The sequence below is a fragment of the Patulibacter sp. genome (genome assembly GCF_030655195.1).
Classification (GTDB): Bacteria; Actinomycetota; Thermoleophilia; order Solirubrobacterales; family Solirubrobacteraceae; genus Patulibacter.
In genome coordinates, this window is sequence record NZ_JAURWA010000119.1 from 1 (window position 1) to 15,037 (window position 15,037).

Below are 15,037 nucleotides of genomic sequence, written 5' to 3' on the forward strand. Positions count from 1 at the left end.
CTACGAGGTCCTGACCTCGGCCGCCGTCGGCGGCAAGGCCGTCACCGACACGATCTACGTGCCCGACGAGGTCTTCGCCTCCCCGGAGAACCTGCTCAAGACGCTCGTCGTCGGCGACCAGGTCTTCATCAACGCCTACCTGCTCGGCGTGACGGTCTTCGCCCGTCAGGGCACGCTGTCGGGTTCGCGTCTGGCGCGCTACGCCTCGGAGATCATGGGCGTCGAGGCCGTGCACCGCGCGCTGGCCCTGCAGTCCCTCGGCGTGCTCGGCAACGACCGCGCGTACTCCAAGTTCGCCCAGCGCGAGCAGACCCCGGGCCTCGCCACCACCGGCTCGCCGGGCTTCTACGTGATCGGCGACGCGGTCACGGTCCTCGAGTCGGCCGGGTTCGGCTTCGGCAAGCCGGGCAGCAAGCCGGGCACCGCCTACAAGTACGCCGAGGTCGCGGCGCGCACCCCGACGCTCACCGGCGTCAACACGATCAAGCCCTCGTAGTCCGGCGCGTCCGCCGGGGCAGGCGGCTCGCCCTCGAGGGGATCGAGCCGCCCGCCTCAGCGGATGCGACGCGGGCCTGCGGGCCGATCACCGGGACCGGCGTCTGCGACCGTCGGTCCCGTCGTCGTTCCCGGGGAGGGTCCCCGCGGCGGTCGCGTTCCGGACGACCCGTCCCGGAGGGCTCCTGGCCGCGTCGGTCAGGAGCCCCGCGACGGCGACGCCCGCGGACGGCACGACGAGCCTGACGCAGGACCGAGGGAGCGATCGGCACAACCGGCGGGATCGGCCTCGCGTACCACCCACAAGCGGCACGTGGTGCCGCCGCAGCGGTTCACCCCGGCGCACCCGCCTCGTCCTCGAGGCCGGTCCCGCCCTGACCCGACAGGTCGTCCCCCATGTGGCGCGAGCACCCCAGCAGCACCGGCCAGGCACGGCTCACCGCCGTGCCGGGGTGGGGCACGGAGCCGTGCCTGGCGGACCAGATCACCGAGGACGTGCTGCAGCTGCTGTACGCCGCCGGGCAGGAGATCGCCGACACCCGCGCCGCCTGCCCGGGCGACGCGCACGCCCCGCTCGCCGCCCTGCGCGTCCGCGAGGCGATCACGGCGCTCCGCGAGATCGCCGTCCTGGCCCGCCGGCAGGAGACCGATGCGTTCGCGTCGCCGGTCCCGCGTCTCCCCGGAGACGCGAGCACACCCGCGCCGAGCGGGGGGATCTCAGGCGACCACCGCGGGCTCCGCGGTCCCGGGGAGTCGCACGCGCACCGTCGTGCCGCCATGTAGCGGCTGCTCGAAGCCCATCGTCCCGTGCGCCGCCCGGACGTCGCGCTCGACCGACGTCAACCCGATGTGGTCCTCCCGTGCGGCGCGCCGGCGCGCGACGTCGTCGAGGCCGATGCCGTCGTCGGTGACGATCACCACCAGCTCCGCCGGGTCGCCCTGCTGGACGACCGAGACGGTGACGCCGGTGGCACGGGCGTGCTTCGCGGCGTTGCTCAGGAGCTCGTGCACGACCCGCATCACGAGCTCGTCGTGCGATCCGGCGGTGTCGGCGCCGACGGTGACCACGGTCGGCGGTCCGCCGCGACGCTCGAGGACCTCGGCGACCTCGCCGAGGGCGACGGCCAGCCCCGAGTCGCGGAGCACCGCCCCGTAGAGCTCCCCGGTGAGCGTCCGCATCTGCTCGATGGCGTCCCGCAGGGTCCGCCGGGTCTCGTCCAGGTCGATCGGTTCGTCCTCGGACAGCTCGGCGAGGTCCTGGGAGACCGTCACGGCCAGCTGCAGCGGTCCGTCGTGCAACGCCAGGACGAGCCGCTCCTGCTCGGTCCGCGCCTGCTCGAGCACCCGCCGGTCCGCGTCCTCGCGCCCCTGCGCGACGGCGGCCTCCAGGGCCGTCTCGCGCCTCCGCGCCCGCACCGTCGCCCCGGCGACCACGACCGCGCCGCCGTAGATCGCGTAGAACCCGGCGATCGTCGTCGCCGTGCCGGGTGTCCCGCGGGCGATGTCGCCGATCGACGTCACGAGGTACCCGGCAGCCCCCAGCGCCTCGAGCAGGCCGAGCCGTGGGTCGCGGGCCGACGCCCAGCAGGCCGGCGCGACGAGCAGGAGCCACCGCAGCGGCGAGTCCGCACCACCGCTCACCGCGACGGCGGCGAGCACCAGCACCGCGTCGACCGCGGCGACCCAAGGTCCCAGGAGCCGGCCGTCGGACCCCGGGCGGGGCTCGTCCGCGAGCCCGACGGCGAGGGCGACGGTGACCGCCACCCACGCCACACCGACCACGGAGACGACGACCTGGTGGCCGGAGTACGGGGTCGCGACCGCGGCCACGACGAATCCGGCGAGCAGCACCGCGAACCGCGGCGGCGCGAGCGCCCAGACCGGCGGTGGTCGTGTCTCGGCCGCGCGGCGGCGCGGAACGTGGAGAACGGTGCGCATCGCCGTGTGTCGCTGTACCCCACCCGGGGCCCGATCGTCACGGGGACGCCGAATGTCCAGACCCGGCTCGTTCGCGGAGATCCGGTCCGCCGCCCGCCTACGCGTGCAGCACGACCGCCAGGCCCTGGCCGACCCCGATGCAGATCGCCGCCAGGCCCCAGCCGCCGCCGTTCTCCTGCAGGGCGCGGGCGAGCCGGCCGATGATGCGACCACCCGAGGCGCCGAGGGGGTGGCCGATGGCGATCGCGCCGCCGTGGACGTTGAGGATCGACGGGTCGAGGTCCGGCCAGCCCTTCACGCACGCGAGGGACTGGGCGGCGAACGCCTCGTTGAGCTCGACGGCGGCGAGGTCGCCCCAGCCGATCCCGGCGCGACGGAGCGCCTCGTGCGCCGCCTCGACGGGCGCGTAGCCGAAGACGTCCGGGTCGTTGCCGTGCGCGGCGCGGGAGACGACCCGCGCCAGGGGGTCGCGTCCGATCGACGCCGCCGCGGACTCGGTCCCCAGGAGGACCATCGAGGCGCCGTCGTTCAGCGGCGACGCGTTGCCCGGGGTCACGGTGCCGTCGGCGCGGAACGCCGGCTTCAGGGTCCCGAGCTTCTCCAGCGTCGTCGTCTCGCGGATCGCCTCGTCGCGCTCCAGCGGCGCGCCGGGGACCTGCGTGATCTCGTCGTCGAAGACGCCGTCGGCCCACGCCTTCGCGGCGCGCTGGTGGCTCTCCCACGCGAAGGCGTCCTGCGCCTCGCGCGAGACGCCGTGGATGCCGGCGAGCTTCTCGGTCGACTCGCCCAGCGAGATCGTCCACCCGGACGGCATCGCCGGGTTGACCATCCGCCAGCCGAGCGTCGTGGAGTGCAGCGTCTCGTGACCGGCCGGGTAGGCGCGCGAGGGCTTCTGCAGCACCCACGGGGCGCGGCTCATCGACTCGACGCCGCCGGCGACGATCACCTGGGCGTCGCCGGACTCGATCGCGCGGGCGCCCTGGATCGTGGCCTCGAGGCTGGAGCCGCAGAGGCGGTTGACCGTCGCGCCGGGCACGCTCGTGGGCAGCCCGGCCAGGAGGACGGCCATGCGGGCGACGTCGCGGTTGTCCTCGCCGGCCTGGTTGGCCGCGCCGAGGAGCACGTCGTCGATGCGTGCCGGGTCGAGGTCGGGCGTGCGGTCGACAAGGGCCTTCAGCGTGCTCGCCGCGAGGTCGTCGGGGCGGACGCCCGCCAGGGCGCCGGCGAACTTCCCGAACGGGGTCCGGACGGCGTCCAGGACGTAGGCGGCGGAGCTGGTCGTGGTGCTCATCGGGCCACCAGCTCGCGCAGGGCGGCGAGCTCGTCGGCCGTCGCGGGAGCGGTCTCGACGACGTCCTCCGCGACCCGCAGCTCCCAGCCCGTCTTGTCGCGGGCGTCGGCGACGGTGGCACCAGGGTGCAGCTGCACGAGCACGAGCTCCTTCGTGGCGGGGTCGGGCTGCAGGACGCCGAGGTCGGTGATGACGGCCGACGGGCCGCCGCCGCGCAGACCCAGGCCCTCGCGGGTGATGCCCTCCGGCGGGGCACCCGGGATCGAGCCGAGGACGCCGTCGGGATCGGCGTGGCCGACGGTCGTGACGAAGTCCAGCCGCTCCACGAACGTGCGCGTGGAGTGCGGGGCCACGACGACGACCTCGCCGCAGCCGCCGGCGATCTCGGGTGCGCCGCCGGCGCCCGGCAGGCGGGTCCGCGGGGCGTCGTAGTCGCCGATGACGGTCGAGTTGAGGTTGGCGTACCGGTCGACCTGGGCGGCGCCGAGGAACGCGACGTCGATCCGGCCGGCCTGCACCCAGTAGTTGAACATCTCGGGCACCGCCACGACCGCGTCGGCGGTCTGGGCCAGCTCGCCGTCACCGATCGAGAGCGGCACGCGGTGCGGCTTCGCGCCGATCGTCCCGGACTCGTAGACGAGCACGAGCTCGGGGTTGTGGACCATCCGCGCGAGGATCGCCGCGGTCGACGGGCGCCCGACGCCGATGAAGACGACCTTCGCCCCGGTCAGCCGCCGTGCGGCGACGATCGTCTGGATCTCGCCGGTCGTCGCCGGCGCGGTCTCGGTGCTGCTCATGCGGCCTGTCCCTTCAGCACGTGCTCGCCCATCCACGCCGTGAACGTGTCGCGGTCGCGGGAGACCACGTCCCACGCGCGGTAGGCGTCGTTGTCGCGGTCGGTGATCCCGTGCGCGTACGAGGGCTGCGACCCGCGCGGCGCCTCGGCGACGGCGTCGATCGTCCAGCCCGGCAGCACTACGCCGCCCGGGCGCGGGACGAGCTCGTCGACGATCCGCTCGACGGTCACCAGCGACCGCGTCGCCGCCAGCACCGCCTCCTTCTGCACCCCGGGGATCCCCCAGAGCTGCACGTTCCCCGCACGGTCGGCCTCCTGCGCGTGGACGATCGAGACGTCCGGGTTCAGGGCCGGGACGGCGGCGAGGACCTCGCCGGTGAACGGGCACGTGATGCGCTCCACGCGGGTGCGGGCCTCCAGGTCGGTGCCGGCGTAGCCGCGCAGGACCGCGAACGGCAGCGCGGAGGCGCCGGCGACCCAGCGGTTGGCCATCGCGGCGTGGGAGTGCTCCTCGATCTCGATCGGGTGCGGCCAGCCGTGCTCGATCGCGTCGCGGAAGCGGTGCAGCGACCCCACCCCGGGGTTGCCGCCGTAGGAGAACACGAGCTTCCGGGCCGCACCGGCGCCGACCATCTGGTCGTAGAGGACGTCCGGGGTCATGCGGATCAGCTCGAGGTCGCGGCGACCCTGCCGGAGGATCTCGTGCCCCGCCGCGAACGGGATCAGGTGCGTGAAGCCCTCCAGCGCGACGGCGTCGCCGTCCCGGACGAGCTCCCGGATCGCGGTGGGGAGGTCGACGACGTCAGCCACGTCGATCCCCCACGAGATGTTCGCTATCCGTACACTTGTTCACATCACGAACGCTACCGGATGGACGGCGCCGGGTGGCGCCCATCGCGCGGGTCCAGCCCCCCGCGCGGCCACCTGGACCCGCGGAGCCCCATGACCCCGAACGCCGAACGTCACCCCGAGCACGTGCAGTCGCTGGAGCGCGGCCTCGCGGTCATCCGCGCCTTCGCCGGGGAGGAGGGCACGCTCTCGCTGACGGACGTCGCCCGGCGCTGCGACCTCACCCGCGCGGCCGCCCGGCGCTTCCTCCTCACGCTGATGCACCTCGGGTACGTCTCGCAGGACGGGCGCGGCTTCGCGCTCCGGCCGCGGGTCCTCGAGCTGGGGGCCGCCTACCTCTCGGGCGTCGGGTTCCTCGACGTCGCGAGGCCGCACCTGGAGGCCGTGTCCCACGCCGTGCAGGAGTCGGCGTCGATCTCGGTGCTCGACGGGGACGAGATCGTCTACGTCGCCCGCGTCCCGATCCGCCGCATCATGTCGGTCACCATCGCCAACGGCACGCGCTTCCCCGCGCACCTCACGTCGATGGGGCGGGTCCTGCTCGCGGCCCGGCCCGACGACGAGGTGCGGGCGCTGCTGCAGCGCACCCTGACCGGCGCAGCGCCGGCGACGCCCAGGACGCCGACCGACCCGGACCGGGTCCTCGACGCCGTCGTCGACGCACGACGGCACGGGTACGCCCTCGTCGACCAGGAGCTCGAGGAGGGGCTGCGCTCGGTCGCGGTCCCGATCGTCGACGGCTCCGGCACCACGGTGGCGGCGATGAACGTCGCCGCCCACGCCGCCCGCCGGTCGACCGCCGACCTGCTCGACGAGGTCCTCCCCGCCCTGCGCGCCGCCGCGCAGGAGATCCGCGACGACCTCCGCCGCACGGGCGCGACGGTCGACTGACGGCCCGCCGTCGCGGCTCGTGCGGCGGACGCTCGGGTGCCGACCGTGCTGCATCCGGGTCGGCCTCCCGAGGTGCGCCCTGGCGCCGACGGGGCCGATCGGCGAGGCTGGGTCGACCGCACCACACCGAGGAGCTCCCCATGCCGTCGATCGACGTCTCGAACACCACGCTGCACTACACCGACTCCGGTCCCCGTGACGCGCCCGCGGTGCTCCTCAGCCACTCGCTGTTCTTCGACCACACGATGTTCGACGCGCAGGTCGAGCACCTCTCGGGCACGTACCGCGTCGTCGCCTACGACCACCGGGGACAGGGCGGGAGCGCCCCGGCGCCCCGGGACGAGCTCGACATGGACACGCTCACGGCCGACGCCGTCGGGCTCATCGAGGCGCTGGGGCTGCGGGACGTCACCGTCGTCGGCAACTCGATGGGCGGGTTCATCGCGCTGCGCCTCGCGGCCCGCCACCCCGAGCTCGTCCGCTCCGCCGTGGTCGCCGGCTCCTCCGCCGACGTGGAGGAGCAGATCGAGGCGTTCGCGCCCCTCGTCGAGGCCCTCGCGACCGACGGGGTGGCGCCGTTGCTGGACCCCGTCTCGCACATCATGCTCGGCGACACGAGCCTCTCCGATCCGTCGCGGGCCGACCTGCTGCGCCACGTCCAGGACGACCTGCGCGGTCGCGGCCCGTCGATCGCCGACGCCGCGCACCAGGTCGTCTTCCGCGACGGGATCCTCGACGAGCTCGGGTCCATCACCTGCCCCGTGCTCGTCCTCGCGGGCACGGAGGACCACGCCTACCCGCCGCCGAAGTCGCGCCAGATCGCCGAGGGCGTCCCGGACGCCACGCTCGAGGTCGTCGAGGCCGCCGGGCACTCCGTGTGCCTCGAGCGGCCCGACGTCGTCAACGCGCTGATCGACGCGCACCTGGCGTCGCTGCCGGCCGCGGCGGCGCGGGACGCCGCCGTCTGAGGATCGTGTCGAGGCGGCAGGTCGAGGAACGACCGTCGCCTCGGCCGGGGCGACGCGGGTGCCGCCCCGACGCTCCGGGTACCCCGCCAGGCGTGCGACGTCGTCCAGCCACCGTCCTCCTGTGCGCCGCCATCGCGACGCTCCTCACCGCATCGACGGCCGCCGCGAGGCCCATTCCCGACGATGTCGTGGACGTGATCCTGAAGACGCACGTGGCGGTCGTCGACGGGGCCGGCCCGAGGGGCAGCGCCACGCTGACCGGCCACGTCGACCTCGTCCTGTCCTGTCGGCCGTATCCCGCCGGGACGTCCGGGAGCTGTGCGCGCCAACACCGGGTCGGCACGGTCCGCGTCGTGCGCATCCTCGAGTCGGGCACCGTCCGACGGTCGCGGACACGGAGCCGGGCGCGAGTCGTCTCGGACTCCACCCGACGGGCACGGCTGCGCATCCCCGTCGGTCCGATCCGCTGCACGGGCGTCGACGACGGCTTCCGGCTCTTCTTCTCGGTGCCCCTCATCGAGGTCGGATCCGGCGCCCCGCCCGAGATCTTCACGCCGGAGGCGCGGGGCTTCGGGTGCACCGTCACGGGCCGTCGGTCCTCCCGGTCGTCCGCCCTGCGCCGGGCCCGCGACGCCTTCTCCGCCCGCTTCCGCGGCACGGTCGACGCCGGGGTCCGTGCGTTCGTGGACTGCCAGGACGAGTCCGATGCCCGCATCAGGTGGCAGTGCGTCCGCCGCGTTCCGACGGGGAGCGACCGCCGCGGACCGTCGCGGTGCTGGAGGCTCAGCGTCACGCGCGTCTCGCCGAATCGCTTCGGACGCCTCGAGCGCGCGTCGTTCGTGCGGGTCTCGCCCGTCTCGCGGGCCTCGCGCGTGCGGTTCGCCAACCTGTGCCGGCCGATGACCTGAGGAGCCGTCGCCTCGACGGGGGCGGCGGAGGCCGTGGAAGTCAAGGACGGGTGCAGGCTCCCCCGGCCGCCCTCGAGCATCATCTGCCCGGCGCCGGCGCTGGTGAGCCGGGACGACGTCGACCGCCACCGGTCGTTCAGCCACCGCCCGCGCGCTCACCGCACGCAGGGCACCAGACCGAGCGAGCCGCCCGAGCCGCCCGAGAAGTCCGGGAAGAATTGGACGCACGTCGCCGGGGTCCCGCTCCCTCCCCCGCCGCCACCCGAGGGCCTGCGGTCCGGCTGCACGACGCGGACCGTCCGCTCCGCCCTGGCCGTCAGGCGGCCGGCCGTCGCGATCACCGGGAGCTGGTTGCGCAAGCGTGCACGGTTCGTGAAGCGCACCCGGACCGTGGTCGTGCGGGTCTTCCCCGGCGCGACCGACGCGAGCGACACGGTGCGCCTGGTCGGGGCGACGCCTCGGACCGCGGCGAGCCGGACCCGTACCCTGCCCGTGGGTCCGTGGCCGGAGTTGGAGACGGTGATGCGCAACGCGTGGCGGCGCTTCGACGCCTGGACGCTCGACGGCAGGCCGGAGAGGCGGACGCCGAGCGCCGGCTGCCCGACCAGGTCGAGCGTCAGCTGGTCGTAGACCGTGGCGGCGTCCCCGGGCGCGGTCGCCGAGATCAGCGCGCAGTCGACCGTCAGGCCCTTCAGGAGCGAGCTCTGCACGTCGAAGCGCTGCAGTGCCGAGCCCACCCCGGCCTTCGACAGCCGGCCGCGCGACTGCGGTGCCCCGTCGACCGTGGTGCGCAGCCACGAGGCGTCCGAGCGGTCGGCGTCGGACCCGAAGCCGATCGCCGGACCGCGATCGCAGCCTGTGGGCGTCCGGATCCCGGCGTAGGCGATGAGCGTCGTCGGGGCGCCCGCGGGCGCGCCGCGCAGCCGGATCGCCGCGCCCATCCGGCCCGTGTCGGGGTCGTAGCCGAAGCCCGCGGCCGTGATGTCGCGCTGCGGGTCGGGCACGGTGGCGTCGCCCGCCGGGTCCTCGGCCTCGCCCACGAAGACGGCGGACGCCGGGGGCGCCGAGACGGCTGCGAGGGCGACGGCGAGACCGACGGCCCCCAGGACACGTGATCGGGCGGGACGGAAGGAGCGCACGGGGACCTCGGGCCGGGGACGGAGCCTCGGTCGTCGAGGACCGAGGCCCTCACGCTAGCGGCAACGCGCCACTTCGAAAAGGGGCTCCCCGGTCCTAGTGCACCGCGGCCCGCTCGGCCACCTCGAGCGGCACCGGGGCCGACGGGGTGAAGACGACCGTCGACTGGTCGTGGCCGAGCTCCGCGTAGAGCTCCTTCGGCGTCGGCGCGTCGTGGCGGCGGTAGGTCTCCTCGGGCGAGAGGACCTCGGCGTTGCGCGCGGGGACGCCCGCGAGCACCTGGCCGGCGACGGTGACGGTGCTCGGCGACAGGATCGCCAGCAGCATCAGCTTGGCCCGGACCGAGCGGTCGACGAGCCGGAACGACACGCGCATGACGGGCTTGATCGCCACGTCGACCCAGCGCGGCTGGCCGAGGTTGGCGAGCCGTCGCTGGTACTGCGGCATGGTCGACAGCACCGCCGCACGGAAGAACCAGCCCACGACCTTCACGAGCGGCTGGAGGGCGCGGGGCAGCTCCGGCGCGAAGGGGCCGACGTCCATCAGGTGCGCCATCGCCTCCTGCGTGGCCTCCGACGCGGCCAGGCGCGGACGCATCCGGTCGAAGTACTCCCGCACCCCGGCGCGCGTGGTGGGGATCGACTCGGGGTCGATCGTCTGCGCGTGCGCGGCGATCCGGCACTCCGCCCAGAACTGCTCCTCGTCCGCGGCGGACAGGCGACCGGGGCCGAAGACCTCGTACGTGTAGAGGATCGAATGCCACGCCGTCATGTGGATGTACAGCTGCTGCTCGGGGTTGTTGGGGTCCGAGAGCAGGCCCGAGACGGGGTCCGGCGCCGCGACGCGGGCGTGGACCTTCGTCAGGATCCCGGAGGCCTTCGCGATCGAGCGCGTGTCGCCGAACAGGCAGGTCGCGAAGTACCGGACCGTGCGGTCGTAGCGGACCTTCGGCTGCTGGTAGATCTTGCTGGAGACCTTCACCGGCGCGATCAGGAACGGGTCGAGCTCCTCGACGACGACGGCGCGGCTGAAGCCGACGGTCAGCCCCGTCGGGTAGGACCACACGCGCCAGGCGACGGAGTCCGGCCCGAACCAGCCGTAGTCCTCGGCGGGCTCCAGGGCGCGGGCGCGGGCGCCCTGCAGGAACCGCCGGACGCGGCCGGTCCTCGCGCCGGTCGCGACGGGACGGGTCGCGGGCAGGCCGGACGTCGCCGGCGCGGCCACGGGCGGGGTGCCGAGAGGCGCGGTCTCGGGTGCTTGCGGAACGGCGGGCATCGTGGCCATGAGGTCCTCCAGGGCGGTCGTCGGTGCCGGCGTCCACCGTCGGCCCCGACCTCAGGTACGGGAGCGTACATACGGTTCCGTAGCTTCGTCAACCCGCCCGTCGCCGGACCGCCCCGGAGGGTCAGCGGGCGAGGGCCGTCAGCAGGTCCCGGGCGAAGGCGACCACGCGGGCGGGGTCGTACTCGTCGGGTGCGGCGGTGAGCTGCCGGGCGCCCTCCTCGCAGACCGCCAGCAGGGCGAGCGGCAGGAACTCCGGGTCGAACCGGGCGACGCTCGGCCGTGCCGCGGCGAGGTCGCCGAGCATGACGCGGACGTGGTCGAGGACGACCTCGCGGCCCGCCTGGATCGACGCCTTCAGCGCACCGGGCGGCTCGTCGGGCGGGAAGAGGATGAGGCGCCAGGTGGTCGGGTCGCGACGGATGGCCACGGCGATCGCCTCGACCCACCGCAGGGCGGCCTCCAGCGGGTCGCCCTCCCCCGTGCCGGTCGCCGGCAGCGCGTCCGCGAACGTGCCGAGCGCCCGGGCGAACTCGCGCTCCAGGAGCGCGGAGAGCAGCTCGGTGCGGTTGGGGTAGGCGTTGTAGACGACCGTCTTGGCGAGCGCCGCCCGCCGCGCGACCGCCTCCATGGTCACCGACGCGAACCCGCCGGCGACGACGAGCTCCAGCGTCGCGTCGAGCACCTCGCGGCGCCGGACCTCGATCGGCTTCCGGCTGCGCCGGGGTCGGGTGGTCGCGGGCTCGGGGATCGGACGATCCTAGTGCGGCCCCGACCGCGGCCGGGACGGGATGCCGGCGGGGCGCGGCGAGGCGAGGGGGAACGGCACGGCCGGGCCGCGGGCCGCCGGCGCCCGGCGGCACCACGCCGGCGGGCTACTCCCCGGTCTGCGCCGCGACCAGCTTGCGGTCGACGGCCACGGCCAGGCGGTGGCGATCGCTCGCCGGGTCGTCGTCCTTGTAGTCCGCGAGCGCCACGATCAGCCACTCGATCTCCTCGAACGTCAGGTGGACGGGGGTGGACTGCTCGAGGTCGTCGGCCATCCCGCGCCCCTACCCCGGTGCCGTCGGAATACCGGTCGCGTCGATCACGGGCCGGACGGCGGACCGGTCCGTCACCGGGACCGCGGGTCGGGCACATCGCGCCCACCGCACGGTCCCGCGGGCCCATCACCCCATCTCGACCTCGGTGCGGTCCCCGGACCACAGGGTGTGGAACGTGCCGTCCTTGTCGGTGCGCCGGTAGGTGTGCGCCCCGAAGAAGTCGCGCAGGCCCTGGGTCAGCGCCGCCGGCAGCCGCTCGGACGCGAGGGAGTCGTAGTAGGCCAGGGCGGAGGAGAAGCCCGGCGCCGGGACGCCCGACTGCGCCGCGACGACCACGACCCGGCGCCAGGCGGCCTCCCCGTCCTGGATCACCTTCGCGAAGTACGGGTCCTCGAGCAGCGTCACCGGTCGGGTGTCGCGCTCGAAGGCCTCGGCGATGCGGTTGAGGAACTTCGCGCGGATGATGCAGCCGCCGCGCCAGATGCGGGCGATCTGCGCGTGGTCGATGTCCCAGTCGTACTCCTCGGCGCCGGCGATGATCGCGTCGAAGCCCTGGGCGTAGGCGACGACCTTCGACGCGTACAGGGCGGCGCGCACGTCGTCCTCGAACGACTCGCCGACCGCGGCGGCGTCCGGGCGGCTCCGCATCACGCCGCGGACGGCCTCCCGCTGCTCCGGCTTGCTCGAGACCGCGCGGGCGAAGACCGCCTCGGCGATGCCACCGACCGGGACGCCGAGGCCGACGGCGTTCTGCACGGTCCAGACGCCCGTGCCCTTCGAGCCGGCGTGGTCCTGGATCACGTCGATCAGCGGCTCCCCGGTGGCGGCGTCGCGCTGGCGCAGCACCTCGCCCGTGATCTCGATGAGGTACGACTGCAGATCGCCCTCGTTCCACGCGGCGAAGACGTCGGCGATCGCCTCGACGTCGTGGCCCGCGACCCGTCGCAGCAGGTCGTAGGACTCGCCGATCAGCTGCATGTCGGCGTACTCGATGCCGTTGTGGATCATCTTCACGAAGTGGCCCGCGCCGTCGGTGCCCACGTGCGTCACGCACGGCTCGCCGTCGACCTCCGCCGCGATCGTCTCGAGGATCGGGCCGAGCGTCTCGTAGGCCTCCTTCGACCCGCCGGGCATGATCGAGGGGCCGTTCAGCGCGCCCTCCTCACCCCCGGAGATCCCGGCGCCGACGAAGTTCAGGCCGCGGTCGCGCAGGTCCTTCTCGCGGCGCCGCGTGTCCTGGAAGTTGGCGTTGCCGCCGTCGACGATGATGTCGCCCTCTTCGAAGCGCTCGGCGAGCTGCTCGATGACGGCGTCGGTGCCCTTCCCGGCCTGGACCATGATGATCGCGGTGCGCGGCTTCCGGAGGGACGCGACGAAGGCGTCGAGCTCCTCGCTCGCGACGAACCCGGCCTCGGGGTGCTCGTCCAGCAGCGTCCTCGTCCGCTCCGGCGAGCGGTTGAAGACCGCCACCGTGTTGCCCTCGCGCCCGGCGAGGTTGCGCGCCAGGTTGGCCCCCATGACGGCCAGCCCGACGACTCCGATGTTGGCCTGCTGCGGCGTGTCGTTCGACATGGAGGACCACTACCCAGCGGACCGTGGCGCCCTCGCACCGTCCCGCCCGGACGCTGGCGGCGTCCCGGGCGACCCCGTGCGGGCAGGTGCCGTCGCGACGGGGGCGAATCCACCCCGGATGACGAGGACGAGGACGGTGCCGCATGTCGGTCGATGACTTCCAGAAGGGCGAGGAGGCGGTGGCGCAGCTGAACGCCGAGCGGGCGCAGCAGGAGCGCGACCGGCTGGCGGCGGAGCTCGCGGCCGAGCCGGCGTTCGACACCGCGACGAAGGACCGGGTCCGGCAGGTCGTGCGGGTCGACCGGATCGCCACGGATCGCAACATCCGGCCCGACCTGCCCGAGATCCACGACCTGGCGCTGTCGATCCGTCAACGCGGACTGCTGACGCCCCCGCTCGTCCGGCGTCGGCCGGGGAGCGACGGGGACTTCCTCCTCGTGGCCGGGCACCGGCGGCACGCGGCGCTCGTGGCCCTGGGCTGGGAGACGACGCCGGTGGACGAGATCGTCGACCTCGACGAGGACGAGGCGTTCGAGATCCAGCTGCTGGAGAACGTCCAGCGCGTGCAGCTCGAGCCGATGCAGGCCGCCCGGGGCCTGCGGCTCCTGATGAAGCGCCGCGACGGGTCCAGCGCCGCGGAGGTCGCCCGGTCGATCGGCCTGTCGCCCACGTGGGTGCGCCGCCACCTCAAGCTCCTCGAGCTGCCCGACGAGGTGCAGCAGCGGGTCTCCGACGGCGACCTGTCGCTGACCATCGCCGACCTGCTGCGGCGGCAGACGGACAAGGGGTCGATCACGAGCCGTCAGGCGATCGACCTGGCCGGCAAGGTCGCCCAGGGCGACATGACGCCCGCCGAGATCCGGGCGACCTTCGGCGAGAGCGGCGGGCCGAAGGCGCCCGCACAGGTCAAGGGCGTCTTCCGTCCCGGCGACGGCCCCGAGCCCCGCGGGGACGACAACTGGCACGACGCCGGCTCGACCGCGGACCCGGCCTCCCGCGAGTACGTCGTGCCCGACCACCGCCCGGTCCGCGACGTCGACGGGGAGGCGATCGGCGAGGACGGTGCCCCCGCGTCGTGGGATCCGTCGCGCCCTCGGGTCCAGCTGGCGGGCGAGGCGTCGGAGGGCCAGATCCACGCGCAGCTGGACCGCTACCTGATCCGCTGGCTGACCGAGCACGCCAAGGCCGTCGGCGACGCGGTCCAGCCGCCCGCCGACCTCGACGACCTGCGGGGCCCCGAGCTGACCCTGCACGTCCGCCGGTGCGCCCAGGCGCTGCTACGGGCGGACGGCCCCGCCGCCGCGGCGCACCCCGACGCGGTCGACCGGGTGCTCTGAGGAGGAGGCTCCAACGGGCGGTCCCCGAGCCGATATCGGATGGCCCCGGCGCACGGCTCGTCCGTGGGCGACGTCGGGCGCGCGGCTCCCGGTCCTGCGATGCTCCTGCGATGAACGGTCCGGAGTCCGAGGCGCAACGCGAGTCGAGCCTCCAGGCCGAGATCTCCACGGACGTCGCCAAGCTGCACCGCGATCGGACCGGTCGCGGGCCGACCTCGGTCCAGTGCCACATCCACGGCGACACCGTGACGCTCGTGCTCACGGGCGTGGTGACGAAGCTCGAGGAGACGCTGATCGAGGACGGCCGCGCCGAGGCGGTCGACGCGCAGCGCAGCGAGCTCAACGCGGTGCTGGCTCCCGAGATCGGGGCGCTCGTCGCCACCGCGCTGGACCGGGACGTCAAGTTCTGCACCATCGGGACGAGCATCGAGGACGACGCCGTCGGCATCACGGTGACGTTCCGCAGGCCCTGATCGTCGGGTCCGGGACCTCTGGAGCCCGGCGTCCCGGGACGCGACGCGACGGCGTCGC

At 74.4% G+C, this 15,037-nt stretch carries 16 protein-coding genes; 7 read left to right on the plus strand and 9 right to left on the minus strand.

The genetic code is table 11. The features are described from left to right. Together Q7T67_RS13095 and Q7T67_RS13100 are read left to right on the plus strand one after the other, a co-directional pair. A partial coding sequence (locus tag Q7T67_RS13095; RefSeq protein ID WP_304790147.1) for a hypothetical protein occupies positions 1-496 on the plus strand: 496 nt, incomplete at its 5' end. Positions 497-891: 395 nt separating this feature from the next. Then, positions 892-1,278, plus strand: a complete 387-nt coding sequence (locus Q7T67_RS13100) for a hypothetical protein (protein ID WP_304790150.1) — start codon at positions 892-894, stop codon at positions 1,276-1,278. On the opposite strand, the gene Q7T67_RS13105 is transcribed toward Q7T67_RS13100, so the two are convergent. From Q7T67_RS13105 to Q7T67_RS13120, 4 genes are all read right to left on the minus strand, one after another. Further along, entirely contained in the window at positions 1,213-2,433 is a 1,221-nt protein-coding gene (locus Q7T67_RS13105) for a sensor histidine kinase (protein WP_304790153.1), read from the minus strand. The genes Q7T67_RS13100 and Q7T67_RS13105 overlap by 66 nt on opposite strands. Positions 2,434-2,530: 97 nt before the next feature. Next, complete coding sequence (locus Q7T67_RS13110) at positions 2,531-3,724, minus strand: thiolase family protein (protein ID WP_304790156.1); 1,194 nt, start codon at positions 3,722-3,724, stop codon at positions 2,531-2,533. Beyond that, positions 3,721-4,521, minus strand: coding sequence for a CoA-transferase subunit beta (locus Q7T67_RS13115; RefSeq protein ID WP_304790158.1), 801 nt, complete (start codon positions 4,519-4,521; stop codon positions 3,721-3,723). The genes Q7T67_RS13110 and Q7T67_RS13115 overlap by 4 nt, the downstream gene beginning before the upstream one ends. Beyond that, positions 4,518-5,330: a CoA transferase subunit A gene (locus Q7T67_RS13120; RefSeq protein ID WP_304790161.1), complete on the minus strand. Its 813-nt coding sequence runs from the start codon at positions 5,328-5,330 to the stop codon at positions 4,518-4,520. Before Q7T67_RS13120 ends, Q7T67_RS13115 begins: the two co-directional genes overlap by 4 nt. 132 nt (positions 5,331-5,462) lie before the next feature. Here Q7T67_RS13120 and Q7T67_RS13125 point away from each other — a divergent pair, with 132 nt between their 5' ends. From Q7T67_RS13125 to Q7T67_RS13135, 3 genes are all read left to right on the plus strand, one after another. Continuing rightward, complete coding sequence (locus Q7T67_RS13125) at positions 5,463-6,260, plus strand: IclR family transcriptional regulator C-terminal domain-containing protein (protein ID WP_304790164.1); 798 nt, start codon at positions 5,463-5,465, stop codon at positions 6,258-6,260. A 140-nt stretch (positions 6,261-6,400) separates the two neighbouring features. After that, complete coding sequence (locus tag Q7T67_RS13130; RefSeq protein WP_304790167.1) at positions 6,401-7,228, plus strand: alpha/beta fold hydrolase; 828 nt, start codon at positions 6,401-6,403, stop codon at positions 7,226-7,228. A gap of 92 nt (positions 7,229-7,320) precedes the next feature. Continuing rightward, positions 7,321-8,136, plus strand: coding sequence for a hypothetical protein (locus Q7T67_RS13135; protein WP_304790170.1), 816 nt, complete (start codon positions 7,321-7,323; stop codon positions 8,134-8,136). 155 nt (positions 8,137-8,291) lie between these two features. Here Q7T67_RS13135 and Q7T67_RS13140 read toward each other — a convergent pair whose 3' ends face one another. The 5 genes from Q7T67_RS13140 to gndA form a co-directional block, all read right to left on the minus strand. Then, positions 8,292-9,275 (minus strand): hypothetical protein, encoded by a 984-nt coding sequence (locus tag Q7T67_RS13140; protein WP_304790173.1) that lies wholly within the window; start codon positions 9,273-9,275, stop codon positions 8,292-8,294. A 94-nt stretch (positions 9,276-9,369) separates the two neighbouring features. Next, a complete protein-coding gene (locus Q7T67_RS13145) occupies positions 9,370-10,548 on the minus strand; it encodes an oxygenase MpaB family protein (RefSeq protein WP_304790176.1) in 1,179 nt (392 codons plus the stop codon). 130 nt (positions 10,549-10,678) lie between these two features. After that, complete coding sequence (locus Q7T67_RS13150; protein WP_304790179.1) at positions 10,679-11,239, minus strand: TetR/AcrR family transcriptional regulator; 561 nt, start codon at positions 11,237-11,239, stop codon at positions 10,679-10,681. A 190-nt stretch (positions 11,240-11,429) separates the two neighbouring features. Next, on the minus strand, positions 11,430-11,597 hold the full coding sequence (locus Q7T67_RS13155) for a hypothetical protein (protein WP_304790181.1): 168 nt from the start codon (positions 11,595-11,597) through the stop codon (positions 11,430-11,432). A gap of 126 nt (positions 11,598-11,723) precedes the next feature. Further along, positions 11,724-13,169: an NADP-dependent phosphogluconate dehydrogenase gene (gene gndA, locus Q7T67_RS13160; protein ID WP_304790184.1), complete on the minus strand. Its 1,446-nt coding sequence runs from the start codon at positions 13,167-13,169 to the stop codon at positions 11,724-11,726. A gap of 143 nt (positions 13,170-13,312) precedes the next feature. On the opposite strand from gndA, the gene Q7T67_RS13165 reads away from it, so the two are divergent. Then, complete coding sequence (locus tag Q7T67_RS13165) at positions 13,313-14,506, plus strand: ParB/RepB/Spo0J family partition protein (protein ID WP_304790187.1); 1,194 nt, start codon at positions 13,313-13,315, stop codon at positions 14,504-14,506. 110 nt (positions 14,507-14,616) lie between these two features. After that, positions 14,617-14,979 carry a Na-translocating system protein MpsC family protein gene (locus tag Q7T67_RS13170; RefSeq protein WP_304790190.1) on the plus strand — a complete coding sequence of 121 codons (363 nt, stop codon included), beginning with the start codon at positions 14,617-14,619 and terminating at the stop codon, positions 14,977-14,979. Positions 14,980-15,037: the final 58 nt, after the last annotated feature.